Raw genomic sequence first — 16,116 nt, forward strand, 5'->3', positions numbered from 1 at the left:
ATGAAGCATCAATAGAACTCTTTATTCTTCTTTTATACTGATCAGAATCCAAATCAGTACGGAATTACCAAAAATAACCACTTTTTTTGTAAGTAATCACTACGATATCTCGAATAATCACTACGATTTTCCAACTAATCGCTACGGAATCTCAAATAATCACTACGATTTTCCAACTAATCACTACGGTTTTTGCTGTAATCACTACCTTTTTCCAAATCAATGTAAAAAATAACGCCGTACCAAGTTTTGGTACGGCGGATTAGGTATCTATTTCGCCAGCAGCCTCAACGCGGTCTGCAGCTGAAGGTCGTTTTCTTCTTGTTTCATTGCTTCTCTTGCTGCATCCTCGAGTGCGGTGGCTGTTTTTGCGTCAATCACACCTGTAACGGTCATGTCGTTTTTCCGCTGGAATGCTTTGACGGCAATTTCAGTCATTCCGCTGAAGTAGCCATCCGTACGCCCCGGCTCAAAACCGAGTCCAGCGAGGATTTCCTGGGCATTTTTCACTTGCTCGTTATTCATATCCAGCTTGAGGGGCGTTTCCGCCTGGATTGGATGGGTATCATAGAGCGCCGGCTGATTGACTTCAACGGTTGGCTCGATGCCCTTTTTATGGATCCAGTTGCCGTCAGGCGTCAGCCATTTGAACAGTGTCAGCTTGATATTGCTGCCATCTCCCATTGGCACAGCCTGCTGGACTGTCCCCTTGCCGAAGGTCTTTTCGCCAATGACCGGATAGCCTCCTGCTTCTTTCAAGGCACCGGCCAAAATTTCAGAGGCTGATGCACTGCCATCGTCTGTCATCACAGCGATCGGATAATTTTTAGCTTTTTCCAGATTGGAGAAATAACGAGTCTTATCGCCGTTGCGCTCTTCAATTTGATAGAGCGGCTTCTCTTTTGAAACCAATTCTCGCAAGATTTCTTCTACACTAGAGAGCAGCCCGCCAGGATTGCCGCGCACATCAATCAGCAGCGCATCCATTCCTTCTTTTTCAAAAGCCTTAAGCTCCTTGTTGAACTCTTTGGAGGTATCTTCTGAGAACGAGGTAATCTCCATGTAACCAACCTTTTCGCCGTTCACCTTTTTCATGTCAGCATGGACGGTAATCTGCGGAATCTCATCGCGAATCACTTTCACCTTCAGCGGATCCTTCAAGCCCTTGCGCTCGATTTCAAGAACAACGGGTGTCCCTTTTTTGCCGCGAATCTTCAAAGTCGCTTCATATAAATCCAGTCCCTCAATACTCTCGCCATCGACCTTCACAATCTGATCATTCGGCTTCAAACCCGCTTTTTCCGCAGGAGAATTTTTAAAAGGAGAAACAATCACGATTTTCCCATCAACCGTACTGACCTCGGCACCAATTCCTTCAAAAGATGACTCCAGCGTCTCATTGAACTGTTTGGCCGTCTCCTTGTCCATATAGACAGAATACGGATCCTCCAGGGTCGAGAGCATTCCCTGGATCGCCCCTTCAATCAACTCTTCTTCTTCAACCTTTTCTACGTAACTATTAAAAATCAAACTGTATGCCTGCTCGACCTTTTCGAGACTGCTCGCATCGCCAGCCTGTGCACCCGCATGATCCTTAAGGGGCACAATCTGGCGTTCCAGAACACCCGCCTTGCTTTCGTACCATTGCATGCCAGCGTATGTACTCCCCGCACCTGTAAGCAGCGAGCCCGCCATCAAAAAGGCAATCCACTTGCGTTCCATTGCCAAACTCCTCCCTGTTTACCGCATCAACTGCTCCTCTGCCGTAAAATTTTCTATGATTCCAATTATATGACGAGGAGGGACAGGGTATGAAGGATTAATTTTGGAGCCACGAATCAACTGGTTATATTTCACAAGTTTGTAATGCTATTAATCGGGAAAATGAAAAAGGAAGAGACGTGTGTCTCTTCCAGAATTATTTTACCAATATGCCGCTGGATTAACAGCGTTCGATTTAGATGCATTCCATGAACCTTTGTGAAGTTCAAAGTGCAAATGCTGTCCATATGATTGTCCAGTGTTGCCCATTGTGCCGATTCTTTGTCCTCTGGAAACAACTGCGCCGCTCCCAACCGATCGATTGCTCATATGCGCGTAAACTGTTGTCCAAGTTTGACCGTTGATTGAGTGCGCGACAAAAATTGCATTACCGTAGCTGGATGAATAATAGGAACGGATGACAACTCCGTCTGCTGCTGCATAAATCGGAACATTTCCTCCACGATTGGCAATATCCACTCCCGCATGGAAAGTACCCCAGCGCTGGCCTAAACCTGAAGTGACGCGACCGCTTGCCGGCATGATAATCATCCCACCTGAGGAAGGTGGTTCAGATACAACTGGTTCAGGAGCTGGAGTTGAACTGCCTCCGCCACTGCTCTTAGCTGCTGCCGCCGCTGCTGCCGCTTTTCTTTGTCTTTCAAGTTCAGCCTGTCTTGCTCTTTCGGCTTGACGCTTTTGCTCCAATTCAATCGCCTGTACAAATGCAGCTTCCTGTGCCGCCACGACTTCTGCAGCTTCCGCTAGATCTAGCTTTTCTGCATGCATTTGCTCTTCTTCATGCTTAAGAGTGCTCATAAGCTCATTCTTTTCTTTGATTTGTGCATTCAGCTTAACCGTTAACGCCTCAAGCTCTTTCTTCATTTCTTGAAGGTTATTAAGCTTATCTTCCACTTGCTGTTGCTTCGTCTCAAGGTCTTGTTTATCCTGTTTGTGCTGTTCAAGGATATTCTTATCTGCATTTACAATTGTTGTAACCGCACTGACTCGGTCTACGAAGTCGCTGAAGCTTTGTGCTCCAAGCAAGACATCAATATAGTTTACTGTTCCTCCGTTTTCCTGGAAAGAACGCGCCTTGTCTTTAAGCAATTCATTGCGTTTTTCAATTCGCTTCTTCAATTCTGTAATTTCTACTTCTAATACTTCAATCTCTTCAGTTGTTTGTGAAATTTCCTTGTTCTTTGCTTCGATTTTCTGTTCGGCATCACTTACTGCAAAATCAAGCTTCTTGATTTGGTCATTCAATACCTGCTGCTCGTTTTTGAGCTCACCGATCTTAGAATCCTTCTCATTTATTTCAGAATTAATGCCAGAACGTTTTTGTTCCAGCTCTTTTTTCTGTTTTTGCATTTCCGAAATGCTGGCTGCTGTTACTTGATCTAAAGTTAATGGGCTTAGCAAAGAACCCAGGCTTAAAGTACTGACTATTGCTAGTGAGAGTATCTGCTTTTTCACTAGATCTGTTCCCCTCTCTTACTCATGATAGTTTCGTAACTTTGTCTTTCTATCTATCGTCTATTGGCTATGTAGTGTTTAGGGGAATTCCAGGTGAGACCCGGAATTCTATCCTTTACACCTTCAAGAATTTACGGACGGACATGAGACTTCCCCAGATTCCAATAGCAGCTCCCATAATGATCAGGATGGCTGATAATTGGTAAACAAACGGATTGAATTCAAGCAATTTGATAAAATGATCTTTCAGCTTATCGTTTAAATAATCATAAGCATAATAATAGGCTGCGGATACGACTGCAATTGGCACAATCGCTCCCAGGATTCCTAACCAGAGACCTTCAAGGAAGAACGGCCATCTGATGAAACCGTTCGTAGCGCCTACAAGTCTCATAATTTCAATCTCTCGTTTACGTGCCATAATCGTAATTTTAATAGTGTTGGAGATTAAGAACATTGCTGTAAAAAGAAGTCCGACAATTAATATGAGTCCGACATTGCGGCTTACTTTTATAAAACTGAATAGTTTTTCGACCTTGCCTTGTCCATACTTTACAGTAGAGACATAATTGAGTTTCTCAATTTGCTTGGCAACTCTCATTGTATCAGTAGGATTTTTCGTCTTTACGACGAAGACATCATTTAAAGGATTGTCTTGCTCAAACAACTGAAAGGCTTCCCCTTCATCTCCCAGGCTTTTTATCAAGCTCTCAAGTTCTTGTTCCTTGGAAGAATAGGTCACATTTTTTATGCCGGAAACCTGGTTGATTTGCTGCTCCAAGACCTCTTTATCTTTGTCATTCGCTGCTACATCCACATGGACTCGGATTTCTACATCTTCCTCAATCGTGGTTGCGACTTTATTTAAATTCATCATAATGACGAAAAAGATACCGACCAAAAGCAAGGTAACTGTTACGGCACTTACGGATGCAAACGTCATCCAGCCGTTTCGACCTAAGCTTTTAAAGCTCTCGCGTACGTGGCGGCGGAATGTTCTAGCTTTCATATCCGTAATCACCTTTCACTTCGTCACGGGCAATCCTGCCGTTCTCGATCGCAATGACTCGATGCTTGATTGTGTTGACGATTTCTTTGTTGTGGGTTGCCATGACGATCGTGGTTCCCCTTAAGTTAATTTCCTCGAAAATGTTCATGATTTCCCATGATGTATCAGGGTCAAGGTTTCCCGTAGGCTCATCGGCAATCACTACTTTTGGTGCGTTCACAATTGAACGAGCGATGGCAACACGCTGCTGCTCCCCGCCCGAAAGCTCAGTAGGAAGCGCTCTTGCTTTATGCTTGAGTCCTACAAGTTCCAGCGTTTCCATGACGCGCTTCTTGATATATTGCGGCTGTTCCTCAATTACTTCCATCGCAAAAGCGACATTTTCATAGACTGAAAGAGTATTCAGCAATTTGAAGTCTTGGAACACGACGCCAATATTCCGGCGCAGCAATGGTACTTTGCTGTCTTTTAGCTTTGCTAGATTGACACCATTTATAATGATCGAACCTTTAGAAGGCTTAACTTCACGGTACATCATCTTTATAAAAGTAGATTTTCCAGCACCGCTGGGTCCTACTACGTATAAAAATTCACCTGCATCTATATGAACATTGATCCCGTTAGCGGCAGTTATGCCGTTTCGGTATGTTTTGTAAACATCCTGCATATCTATCATTTTTGTATCACCTTAGATAGTTAGTCTTATCACACGGCTAAACTTCGACAATTTGTAACAAACCTATTATAGCATCTCCCTCTATCAAAAAAACCCTTTTAAATATTACAGTTTCTTTTCAAATTGCGATTAAAATTCCACTAAATTCCTATAGAGGTTATTCTAACTAATATGATAATTGTCGAACTTAGCTACTTACCTAGTAAAATCCATCTGTTGTCGAGTTTCTTATTTAGTAGAATTTTTAGTTTTATTACCGTGGTGTAACAAGATTTTGTCATAACTTGTATGTACAAAGTGTGAAGCTTGCTGAATTGCTAAATAATTTGGCGATTTTACGAAAATGTATAAAGACAGCATTTCTACTACTTATAGATTGGAAAAAACGGCACAAAAAAAACGCCCTGACGATAATTCAGGACGTTTCCTAATCACCCTTACTTTTTGTTTGCCAGCCATTCAGCTACTGCAGAAGCGTCTTCACCTTCAAGTAGTTTTGGAGGCATTGAGCCCTGACCGTTTGCAATAACACTTTCAATATCTTCCTGTGATAAACGTGAACCTATATCGCTTAGTTTAGGTCCTACGCCGCCTTCCAGGTTGCCGCCATGGCAGCTAGAGCATTTTTGATTATAAAGCTTTTCTGGATCTGCACCAGCTGTGTCTCCGCCGCCAGCTTCATCGCCGCCGCCACCGCAAGCTGCCAGTGCCAAGGAGGTTCCCATTAATAGAGCCAATAATTTCTTCTTCAACTTAACTCCCCCTAAGAAAATTTTACATACACGACTATTTTATACCAATACTAAGCCCTTTTAAAACCCTCGCCCAACACCTCTGAAGCATCCATTACAATGACAAATGCAGCAGGGTCAATGGATTGAACCAATTGTTTCAATTTTGTGAACTCCGTCTGGTCCACAACACACATGATAATTGGCCGTTCCTGGTCCGTATAGCCGCCGTATGCTGATAGTTTTGTCACTCCACGGTCTATTTTATTCAAAATCGCTTCGCGAACTTCATCCTGGCGGTTTGTAATGACCATCGCCATCTTCGAGCGCCCGATGCCAACCTGCACCAAGTCAATCGTTTTACTAGTAACATAAAGCCCAATCAAAGCATAAAGACCACGTTCAATATCGAATACAATCGCTGCAGATAATACAATCAGTCCGTCGATCAGGGCCACGCAGGTACCAAGCGAGAGACCTGTGTATTTGTGGATGATCTGCGCCGCCAAGTCTGTACCGCCAGTTGACGCATTTCCTCTAAATACAATACCTAGACCCAGGCCGACACCAATACCTCCGAACAATGATCCAAGCAAAGGATCTAGAGTCCACGGCTTCACGTCATTGGTCAAGAACACTACAAATGGAAGGAAAATGGTTCCTGCAAGGGTTTTATACCCATATTGCCTTCCAAGTAAAACAACCCCTGCAATAAACAACGGTATGTTAAAAGCCCACTGCACGTATGCCGGCTCCCAGCCAAGCGTCGCGTCTATAATCGTACTGATCCCGCTTACCCCGCCAGAAGCAACACGGTTCGGCAGCAAGAAAACATTGAACGAGATGGCGACAATCCCCGATCCTACCAGTACATATAAATATTCAAAAAGCTTTTCTAAAGTTGGATTTAATGTATGATTACGCCTTTTCTTCAAAGTCCTATCCCCTTTTTCCTTTAATGCCGTCAGTGAGTATAGCACGTGTCGAATTTTCTGTAAACGCTAATAGTGCGCCGTGTTAAAGGGCAAAAGTTGCAGTCCTGTATTTTTTGATTATCCGTACTTAAAAAGAAACTTACCCAATTCAAACTCTGGATATTATAATTGGATGTTCTCGATGAGCCTATATTATAGAAACAATTAGTCCCACTTTTTTTGCAAGCAATATTTTACCCTGACACATTAAGTTTGTGAAATTATGAACACTTTTTGACGATTCATCAAATACCCTTACCCCTAGTAGTACTTTGTGATATATTTCACGTATAAGGAGGCGGTCGTATTGATTAGTCTTTCCTGTAGAAAAGAAAAATACATTTTTTAATACCTTGCATGCTCACCATTACACAATATCCGAGTCCAGCATCTGGCCAGACTGTAGATTACGGCTTGTAATGGAAAAGTAAATTAGTAATTAACTAAAATCAAATCGATACTATATAAATTTTTCAGAAAGAGGGTAATGAATATGGCTAAAAAAGTGGTAATCGTAGGTGGAGTTGCAGGCGGAGCTACAACGGCTGCGCGTTTAAGAAGATTGGATGAACAAACAGAAATCGTGATGATCGAACGCGGTGAATATATCTCCTTCGCAAACTGCGGACTTCCTTATTATATTGGCGGTGCGATCCAGGAGCGCGACGCATTGCTTGTTCAGACTGTTGAAGGCATGTCCAAGAAATTCAACATGGACATCCGCAACCTGAGCGAAGTAACACGCATCGATCGCGAGCGCAAAGTGGTTGAGATCAAGAACCTGAAAACTGGCGAAACTTATGAAGAGAACTACGATGTACTAGTATTATCACCAGGAGCAAGCCCAATCAAGCCTCCTATCCCGGGCATTAATGAAGCTGAAGCACTGTTCACGCTTCGCAACATTCCTGACACTGATAAAATCAAAGCATATGTTGATGAGCAGCAGCCGAAGAAGGCGACAGTCATCGGTGGTGGATTCATTGGTGTTGAAATGGCCGAAAACCTTTGGGAACGCAGTGTTGAAGTAACACTCGTCGAAATGGCTGATCAGATCATGGCGCCAATCGACTTTGAAATGGCTTCTATTTTACATCAGCATCTTCGTGAAAAAGGCGTGAATCTTGTTCTTGAAGATGGTGTTAAATCTTTTGAGAAGAACGGTAAGCTGATCAACCTGAACAGCGGCAAGCAAATTGATACTGACTTGATCATCCTTGCGATTGGCGTTGCTCCTGAAAATAAATTGGCTAAGGAATCTGGCCTTGAGCTTGGACTTCGCGGTGCAATCCGTGTCAACGAACGCCTGCAAACGGCTGACGAAAGCATCTACGCCATCGGTGACGCGATTGAAGTAAAAGACTACATCAACGGACAGGCTACTCATATTCCGCTTGCATGGCCGGCTAACCGCCAGGGACGGATCGTCGCTGACCATATCAACGGCATCAATTCCAAGTACCAGGGCACGCTTGGCACATCAATTGCTAAGGTATTCGACATGACCGTTGCGGCAACAGGAAATAACGAAAAGACATTGAAGCGTCTTGGCATCTCTTATGATGTTGTGCACGTACACCCAAGCTCTCACGCTGGCTACTATCCTGGCGCATTCCCAATCGCGCTAAAACTGATCTTTGACCGCGAGACAGGAAAAATCTTCGGTGCACAGGCTGTATCTTATGATGGTGCAGACAAACGCATCGACGTTTTAGCAACAGCTATCAAGGGCGGCATGACAATTTTTGACCTACCAGATCTTGAACTGGCATATGCACCGCCATACTCTTCTGCAAAAGACCCGGTCAACATGGCTGGCTATGCAGCGAAAAACCTTGCTGAAGGTCTAGTAGAAACTGTTCAATGGCATGAAATCAACGACATCCTTGCTGATGGAGGCTACCTGATCGACGTCCGCGAGCCAATCGAGCGCGACATGGGCATGATCGAAGGCTCTGTAAACATCCCGCTTGGAGACCTTCGCGAACGTCTTGGCGAAATCCCTACCAAAGAAGTGTACGTCTACTGCCAAGTCGGCCTTCGCGGTTACCTTGCTACTCGTATCCTGATGCAGGCTGGATTCAAGGTGAAGAACCTGGATGGCGGCTACAAGACTTACTCTTGCGTGTATGAGCCAGATGCAAGCGAGAACTGTGGTACACCGATCAGCGACAACGGCGTTGCACAGCATAATGCTGCGATGGAAGAAATCGCTGCTGGTGCTGCCCAGTCTAGCGTTGGATTGGCTGTCGAGGCTGCTCCTGTTACTCATGCACCTACTGCTCCAGTTGCACCACCTATTGTAAAAACGACCCTTGACGCTTGCGGCCTGTCTTGCCCAGGTCCAATCATGAAGGTGTATAAAACAATTGACGACATGCAGGACGGCGAGGTTATGGAAGTACACGCAACAGACCCAGGCTTCGCAAAAGACATCAAAGCATGGTGTGAGAAGACTGGCAACAAGCTGATCAGCAACAAGTTTGAAGATAAGAAGTTCAAGGCTCAAATCATGAAAGGCAACGTAGTGGTGCCTTTGAATACGATGGCAGCTCCTGCGGAGATTCCTACTGGCGTACCAACAGCTGCTCCTGCTAAAAATGGTGCTACGATGGTCGTGTTCAGCGGTGACCTTGATAAGGCAATTGCAACCTTCATCATCGCATCCGGTGCGGCGGCGATGGGCAAAGAAGTTACCTTGTTCTTCACCTTCTGGGGACTAAACATCCTGAAGCGCAGCGACGCACCGTCAACCGAGAAAGACATGATGGCGAAGATGTTTAGCATGATGATGCCGAAGGGTGCAAACGACCTGCCATTGTCCAAAATGAACATGGGCGGCATGGGCTCCAAGATGATCAAGACAGTCATGGCCAACAAAAACGTCGACAGTCTTGAGACTCTGATGAAAAACGCCATGGACGCCGGCGTCAAGCTAGTGGCCTGCGGCATGAGCATGGACATCATGGGCATCGCAAAAGAAGAACTCATCGACGGAGTCGAAATCGGTGGCGTAGCAGCCTACCTCGGCGATGCTGAGGATTCTGGATTGAATTTGTTTATCTAATATTGATTGGAGAGCGGCCTTCTCGTGGGAGGCCGCTTTTTTATGTAGACAGCATGTTGCTGGGCGTGTGGGGTTGCTGAAAAAAAGGTAATTGGCCCTTGGGTTTTCCTTATCCAGGTAAAATGAGAGATTAGGTCTCTTATTCGAGAGATTATTACAATTACCCGAGAAATTATTTAATGAAGTTAAGAGATTTTAGCTATTCATCGAGAGATTATCCTAATTTAGCGAGAGATTCTTTTTCCAGAACCACGTAATTGCACCTCCTCCTCTCATAAAGAAGGATTTTTATATACAGGAGTCGAATATAACCAACAAAATAATAAGGAGTGATCATATTTTGATTGTCAAAAAAAGAACAATACCTTTACGTATCTTGATTGATGAAGCTATACTACGGCGCATTTCGCTCAATAACCCAAAAAGGAACGAAATTCTACAAGATCTCTTGATACGAAGAGCAGGTTTCAAAGGTGAACAGGACATGGACTACTACTTAAGCCTTCTGAATGATTCCGATTTCTATATTCTCCAAGATCTTCGTATTCCCTTAGGCAAGAATCACTTCCAAATCGATTTCCTCATTCTATCAACATATTTCATCCTTTTAATCGAAAATAAAAATATGCCAGGCACCATTGAATTCGACCCCGATTTTAACCAAGTCATTCGAACACATAATGATAAAGTGGAAATATACGATGATCCAGTCATGCAAGTAAAAAGGCAATTAATCCAACTTGTGCATTGGCTAAAACTTAATCACTTCACTATCCCTCCCATAGAATTCCTCGTCACATACAGCAATCAAGGCTCTATTCTTAAAAATCCAACTAAAAATGAAGAAATCTTTAAAAGAGTTTGTAAGGGCGGATCAGTAGTAATGAAAGTGGAAGAGTTCAAGAGTAGGCACAAGAGCGAAATCTTTTCGCAAAAAGAAATAAAAAAGCTGATTAAACTTTTAATAAAAAGTCATGAGCCCGAAGGATCCCATATAAGTAAATTTAAACTTCTCCCCTCCGATTTTCTCCAAGGTGTCCAATGTCCATCTTGCAGCCAATTCTATATGGAGCGAATTTCAGGGAGCTGGCATTGTACAAGTTGTGGTGCCAGGTCAGATGACGCACATGTACAAGCAGTAACGGACTACTTTTTGATCGGCAACCCCTCCATTACAAACAAGCAACTTAGATTACTATTACGGCTTACTTCAGATAAAACTGCCACTAGAATACTTCTTAAAATGAATCTCCCATTTTCCGGAACTACGAAAGACAGAGTGTATTATCCAAAATGAAGAAATCCCCTGCCTTTAATTTGGCAGGGGATTTTATGTTTTCCCTTAAATTGGATAAATGAGAGAATCTTTAATATAGGAGAGAGATTTTGGTTCATAGGTGAGAGATTATCATATACAGGAGAGAGATTATGAGCATATGCAGAGAGATTGTGGCTGTTTGCCGAGAGATTCCGTCTAAAAGTACTTAAAAATCCCCCGCCAACCCAGCGGGGGATCACAAAACTCATATGAAGTTGAGTTTACTCTCCCAAACTCAACTTAGACCTCAAATAAGCATCAATAAACATATCAATATCCCCGTCCATGACTGCCTGCACGTTTCCGGATTCGGCGCTGGTGCGGTGGTCTTTTACCATGGAGTACGGGTGGAAAACGTAAGATCGGATCTGGCTGCCCCAGCCGATTTCTTTTTGCTCACCGCGGATTTCGTCCAACTCGGCTTGCTGCTGTTCGATTTCGCGCTGGTACAGCTTGGCTTTCAGCATCTTCATCGACGTTTCACGGTTCTTGATCTGTGAGCGTTCTGCCTGGGATGATACAACGACGCCAGTTGGCAAGTGCGTAATTCGGACGGCTGAGTCAGTTGTGTTGATGTGCTGACCGCCCGCGCCGCTTGCACGGTACGTATCGATTTTCAGGTCTTCCGTACGGATTTCAATTTCGATTTCATTGTTGAATTCCGGCATCACTTCGCAGGAAACGAATGAAGTATGACGGCGGCCTGAAGAGTCAAACGGTGAAATACGGACCAGACGGTGTACCCCTTTTTCCGCTTTCAAATAACCGTAGGCATTGTGCCCTTTAATCGCAAGCGTTACACTCTTGATTCCCGCTTCGTCCCCTGGCAGATAATCCAGCGTCTCCACCTTGAACCCGCGCTTTTCAGCCCAGCGCGTGTACATACGCAATAGCATGGAACCCCAGTCCTGAGATTCCGTTCCACCAGCACCCGGGTGAAGCTCAAGAATCGCATTGTTTTTATCATGCTCCTCACTCAACAACAATTGAAGTTCAAACTCGCTCATGCGCTCTTTGAATTCGATAAGCTCCTTCTCCAAGTCTTCCCGAAGGTCCGCATCGTCCTCTTCCTTTACAAGCTCATAAGTCAAATCGAGATTTTCGTATGACTCGTTCAGCTCATTAAAAACATTAACCTGTTCCTTAAGCGCATTCGCTTCGTTGATGACGACCTGTGCCTTCTGCTGGTCATCCCAGAAATCCGGCGCAAGCATGCCATCCTCTAGCTCAGCGATCCGCGCTTCTTTATTTTCGAGGTCAAAGAGACCCCCTGAAGCCCGCTAATTTCTTAGCTGTTTTCTCAAGTTCATTCCTGATATCTGCTAATTCCATATCGTTCACCTCATAGTTAAGTTACTTTCCATTATACCGTATTGTATGTTCCAAGGAAAAAGAGAGCCGAAGATCCGGCCCTCTTGATTGTAAAAAAATATTTCACTTTAACGCTGCACCGCACCAGGGGTCTGACCCCCGGTGCGGTAGTGCGTTGAAGCAATTCTTATTCCGCCTTGCCGCAGCAGTTCTTGTATTTCTTGCCGCTGCCGCAGATGCATGGGTCATTACGGCCGACATCCATCGTTTTGACGACTGGCTTCTTCTTCACTTTGCCGCCTTCGCCTTCTTTCGGATTCACCGCGTGGCCTTTCGCTACTTCCTGCCGCTCAAGGTTGCTGCGGATTTCAGCTTTCATGATATATTTCGCAACATCGTCTTCGATGGAAAGAATCATATTCTCAAACATCGCGAAGCCTTCATGCTGGTACTCGCGCAGTGGATCGATCTGCCCATATGCACGCAAGTGGATACCCTGGCGAAGCTGGTCCATCTGGTCGATATGGTCCATCCACTTTGAGTCAACCGAACGAAGCACGATAACTTTTTCAAACTCACGCATTTGCTCGTCTGTCAGCATTTCTTCTTTTTCATCATAGCGCTGTTTCACCTTCGCCATGATGGCTTCGATGATTTCATCCTGCTCTTTGCCGCGAAGGTTTTCAGCAGTGATGTCGCCTTCGTGAAGCAGGTTGCCGTTCACGTAGTCGATGATACTGTTCAGATCCCATTTTTCCATATCCTCGCCTGCTGGCGTATGGGCAGAGACATTTCGCTGCAATGCAGACCTGATCATTTTTTCAACGATATCACGGAGGTTGTCAGACTCAAGAACCTCGTCACGCTGCTTGTAGATGATTTCGCGCTGCTGGCGAAGAACATCATCGTACTGAAGCAACTGCTTACGGGCATCGAAGTTGTTGCCCTCAACGCGTTTTTGCGCAGATTCAACGGCTCTTGAGACCATCTTGCTCTGGATCGGCTGGGTATCATCCATGCCAAGGCGCTCCATCATCGTTTTCATATTATCGGAGCCGAAGCGGCGCATCAGTTCGTCTTCCATAGAGAGATAGAACTGCGTCACACCAGGGTCTCCCTGACGTCCGGAACGTCCGCGGAGCTGGTTATCGATACGACGGCTCTCGTGACGCTCTGTACCAATTACCGCAAGACCGCCAACTTCTTTAACGCCCTCGCCAAGCTTGATATCCGTACCACGGCCCGCCATGTTCGTCGCGATCGTAACCGATCCCTTATAGCCAGCTTCAGCGATAATTTCCGCTTCACGCTCATGGTTTTTCGCATTTAGGACATTATGCTTGATGCCTTTTTTCGATAAAAAGGCAGAAATGATTTCAGACGTTTCAATTGCAACCGTACCAACAAGAACTGGTTGTCCAGCCTGATGGCGTTCGGCGATATCATCAGCGACTGCCTTGAACTTCCCTTGCATTGTTGCATAAATCAAATCCGCACGGTCATCACGCGCAATCGGACGATTCGTCGGAATAACGACAACGTTCATATTGTAAATATTGCGGAATTCCTCTTCCTCAGTCTTCGCCGTACCGGTCATACCGGAAAGCTTTTCGTACATACGGAAGTAGTTCTGGAATGTGATTGTCGCAAGCGTCATGCTTTCATTCTGGATCTCAAGGCCTTCTTTTGCCTCGATTGCCTGGTGCAAGCCTTCGCTGTAACGGCGGCCCTTCATCAGACGGCCAGTGAACTGGTCAACGATGACGATTTCGCCGTCCTGGACGACGTAATCCACGTCCTTGTGCATGCTCGCCTGAGCTTTCATCGCCTGGTTGATGTGGTGAAGCAATGTCACATGCTTGATGTCAAAAAGGTTCTCGATACCAAATGCTTTTTCGGACTTCGTAATCCCATCCTCAGTCAGCTGGACACCCTTCGTTTTTTCATCATATGTGTAGTCTTCTTCGCGCTTCAATGTGCGAACAAATGCGTTTGCCTGCATGTAAAGCGCGGCAGATTTTTGCGCAGAGCCGGAAATGATCAACGGTGTACGCGCTTCATCGATCAAGATGGAGTCAACTTCATCGATAACACAGAAATGCAGCGGACGCTGAACTTTCTGTTCTGAGTAAAGCACCATGTTGTCGCGCAGATAGTCAAAGCCGAACTCGTTGTTCGTACCGTAAGTGATGTCGGCACGGTATGCTTCTTGCTTTTCTTCCTTCGTCATGCTGTTCAGATTCAAGCCAACAGAAAGGCCTAGGAATTCATACAGCTTGCCCATTTCAACGGCGTCACGGCTTGCCAGGTATTCGTTGACCGTAATAACGTGTACGCCACGGCCAGTGATAGCGTTCAGGTAAACCGGCATTGTAGCCGTCAGGGTTTTACCTTCACCAGTCTTCATTTCAGAGATATTCCCTTCATGGAGAGAAATACCACCCATCAGCTGAACTTTATAAGGATACAAACCAAGGACACGCTTCGCACCTTCACGGACAACCGCGAACGCTTCCATCAGCAGGTCATCAGTAGACGCGCCGTTCTGGTAACGGGATTTGAACTCCTCCGTTTTTTCCCTAAGCTGATCGTCTGACAGCTTTTCCATATCGCCTGCAAGCGCATCGATTTGATCCGCCATTTTCGTCAATCTTTTGATATCGCGTTTATTCTGGTCGAAAATTTTCGTTAAAATCCCCATACAGACGCTCCTTTTATCTATTGAATCTCGTTGTATTTATAAGTTGATTGTCGTAAAAATTGTCCTAAAGAAAAAAGATTCGCTGTAAACGCTCCGAATCCCTTTTAGAAAAATTCGATTTATTGCTAAATACTATCTTACCATTTACTGCAAGGGGTGACAACCAATCGAGGTATGCGAAAAGTCCCCCTGCCGGTTGACAGAGGGACGAAGGATTTATTGGTTTTTCATAAAATCCAGAACTTCTAAATCAATCTTTCCTTTCTCCTGCTCTCGTTCCTCGAAGTTTTCGGTATGAATGTAGGAAGTGAGCGCTTTGTGGAGTTCTTCTCCGTCAGAAGGATCGGCATTAAGGTAATCCAGGCGCTTAAGGTGCTCGACGACTGCGTTCTTTACCTCCCCTTCGATGGCGACCACATTCTCCGGCTTTGATTTTGCAAAATAAAGCTGCTGAAGGCCGTAGATGCGGATGAGTTCCGTGATTGGTTCCGGATGGTCATCGACACGAAGATCGATATAACGGTCATTGTAACCACCATAGCCGCCCTTATCCTTCACGACAAGGAGTGCCGCCGACTGTTGACCTCTGCTATCCCCTCCAGCTTTCTGACCAGCGTTTAGAGCCTGCAGCAAACGGTGAGCGAGCGAACCTTCTGTCAATTCAAACGTTTCAGCCATTGCTTTTACAGTATTCTCATCTACTAAAATATTACCCTGAGCCGCAAAATGCTTTCCAGTCACTCCTCCTGCCCAGTCATAGCAGTATGTACCGGTAAATGTTGCTGAGTTTCCTTCGGCGTCAATCAAGCCGACCTGGCGCATTTCCTTATCAGGGTCGTCCTTCGTGATTAATTCCATGGCTTCCTCAGCTGATTTCCCCTGAGCCATCAACTCCAGCGCCTGCGGGCCATATGCCGTATTCGCATATGATTGGGTAGCAACAGCCCCCACTCCCGCCTTGGCAAAAGGAACAACCGCACCAACTCCAAGAAATTTCGACTGAACTGCAATTCCCCATTCTTTTTCCTGAGGATCATAACCTACGATTGAAAATGTCAATATGTATCGCCTCCTATAAAAATTATTTCGGCA

The 16,116-nt window shown here is 45.1% G+C and carries 11 protein-coding genes; 2 read left to right on the top strand and 9 right to left on the bottom strand.

What is annotated here, in order from left to right:
* Nucleotides 1-270: 270 nt before the first annotated feature.
* The 6 genes from AC0VX7_RS21505 to AC0VX7_RS21530 all read right to left on the bottom strand — a co-directional run bounded on the left by AC0VX7_RS21505 (nt 271) and on the right by AC0VX7_RS21530 (nt 6,588).
* Nucleotides 271-1,722, bottom strand: coding sequence for a S41 family peptidase (locus AC0VX7_RS21505; protein WP_475425830.1), 1,452 nt, complete (start codon nt 1,720-1,722; stop codon nt 271-273).
* A gap of 201 nt (nt 1,723-1,923) precedes the next feature.
* Nucleotides 1,924-3,237: a murein hydrolase activator EnvC family protein gene (locus tag AC0VX7_RS21510; RefSeq protein ID WP_475425831.1), complete on the bottom strand. Its 1,314-nt coding sequence runs from the start codon at nt 3,235-3,237 to the stop codon at nt 1,924-1,926.
* Nucleotides 3,238-3,352: 115 nt separating this feature from the next.
* Nucleotides 3,353-4,246 (bottom strand): permease-like cell division protein FtsX, encoded by an 894-nt coding sequence (gene ftsX / locus AC0VX7_RS21515; protein ID WP_475425832.1) that lies wholly within the window; start codon nt 4,244-4,246, stop codon nt 3,353-3,355.
* The gene (gene ftsE, locus AC0VX7_RS21520) at nt 4,236-4,922 is read right to left on the bottom strand and encodes a cell division ATP-binding protein FtsE (protein ID WP_475425833.1); all 687 of its coding nucleotides are present in this window, start codon (nt 4,920-4,922) and stop codon (nt 4,236-4,238) included. The genes ftsX and ftsE overlap by 11 nt, the downstream gene beginning before the upstream one ends.
* A gap of 437 nt (nt 4,923-5,359) precedes the next feature.
* The gene (gene cccB / locus AC0VX7_RS21525; protein WP_475425834.1) at nt 5,360-5,674 is read right to left on the bottom strand and encodes a cytochrome c551; all 315 of its coding nucleotides are present in this window, start codon (nt 5,672-5,674) and stop codon (nt 5,360-5,362) included.
* 50 nt (nt 5,675-5,724) lie between these two features.
* The gene (locus AC0VX7_RS21530; protein WP_475425835.1) at nt 5,725-6,588 is read right to left on the bottom strand and encodes a YitT family protein; all 864 of its coding nucleotides are present in this window, start codon (nt 6,586-6,588) and stop codon (nt 5,725-5,727) included.
* A 532-nt stretch (nt 6,589-7,120) separates the two neighbouring features.
* Here AC0VX7_RS21530 and AC0VX7_RS21535 point away from each other — a divergent pair.
* Nucleotides 7,121-9,694: a CoA-disulfide reductase gene (locus AC0VX7_RS21535; RefSeq protein WP_475425836.1), complete on the top strand. Its 2,574-nt coding sequence runs from the start codon at nt 7,121-7,123 to the stop codon at nt 9,692-9,694.
* Nucleotides 9,695-10,034: 340 nt separating this feature from the next.
* A complete protein-coding gene (locus AC0VX7_RS21540) occupies nt 10,035-10,991 on the top strand; it encodes a nuclease-related domain-containing protein (protein ID WP_475425837.1) in 957 nt (318 codons plus the stop codon).
* A gap of 242 nt (nt 10,992-11,233) precedes the next feature.
* Here the strand turns inward: AC0VX7_RS21540 and prfB are convergent.
* The 3 genes from prfB to AC0VX7_RS21555 all read right to left on the bottom strand — a co-directional run bounded on the left by prfB (nt 11,234) and on the right by AC0VX7_RS21555 (nt 16,083).
* Nucleotides 11,234-12,344, bottom strand: a protein-coding gene (prfB, locus tag AC0VX7_RS21545) for a peptide chain release factor 2 (RefSeq protein ID WP_475425838.1) whose coding sequence is annotated in 2 segments (ribosomal slippage) — nt 11,234-12,271 and nt 12,273-12,344 — 1,110 coding nt in all. Because the reading frame shifts where the segments join, the coding sequence is not laid out codon by codon here.
* Nucleotides 12,345-12,510: 166 nt separating this feature from the next.
* A complete protein-coding gene (secA, locus tag AC0VX7_RS21550) occupies nt 12,511-15,024 on the bottom strand; it encodes a preprotein translocase subunit SecA (protein WP_475425839.1) in 2,514 nt (837 codons plus the stop codon).
* Between the two features lie 216 nt (nt 15,025-15,240).
* Nucleotides 15,241-16,083, bottom strand: coding sequence for a DUF1028 domain-containing protein (locus tag AC0VX7_RS21555; protein ID WP_475425840.1), 843 nt, complete (start codon nt 16,081-16,083; stop codon nt 15,241-15,243).
* Between the last annotated feature and the right edge of the window lie 33 nt (nt 16,084-16,116).

This window comes from Mesobacillus sp. QJM3NY_10 (assembly GCF_056173465.1).

Bases quoted from the DNA above. Each gene is read 5' to 3' on its own strand.
- AC0VX7_RS21505 (WP_475425830.1), bottom strand. From the start codon at position 1,722: ATGGAACGCAAGTGGATTGCCTTTTTGATGGCGGGCTCGCTGCTTACA.
- ftsX (WP_475425832.1), bottom strand. From the start codon at position 4,246: ATGAAAGCTAGAACATTCCGCCGCCACGTACGCGAGAGCTTTAAAAGC.
- ftsE (WP_475425833.1), bottom strand. From the start codon at position 4,922: ATGATAGATATGCAGGATGTTTACAAAACATACCGAAACGGCATAACT.
- AC0VX7_RS21535 (WP_475425836.1), top strand. From the start codon at position 7,121: ATGGCTAAAAAAGTGGTAATCGTAGGTGGAGTTGCAGGCGGAGCTACA.
- secA (WP_475425839.1), bottom strand. From the start codon at position 15,024: ATGGGGATTTTAACGAAAATTTTCGACCAGAATAAACGCGATATCAAA.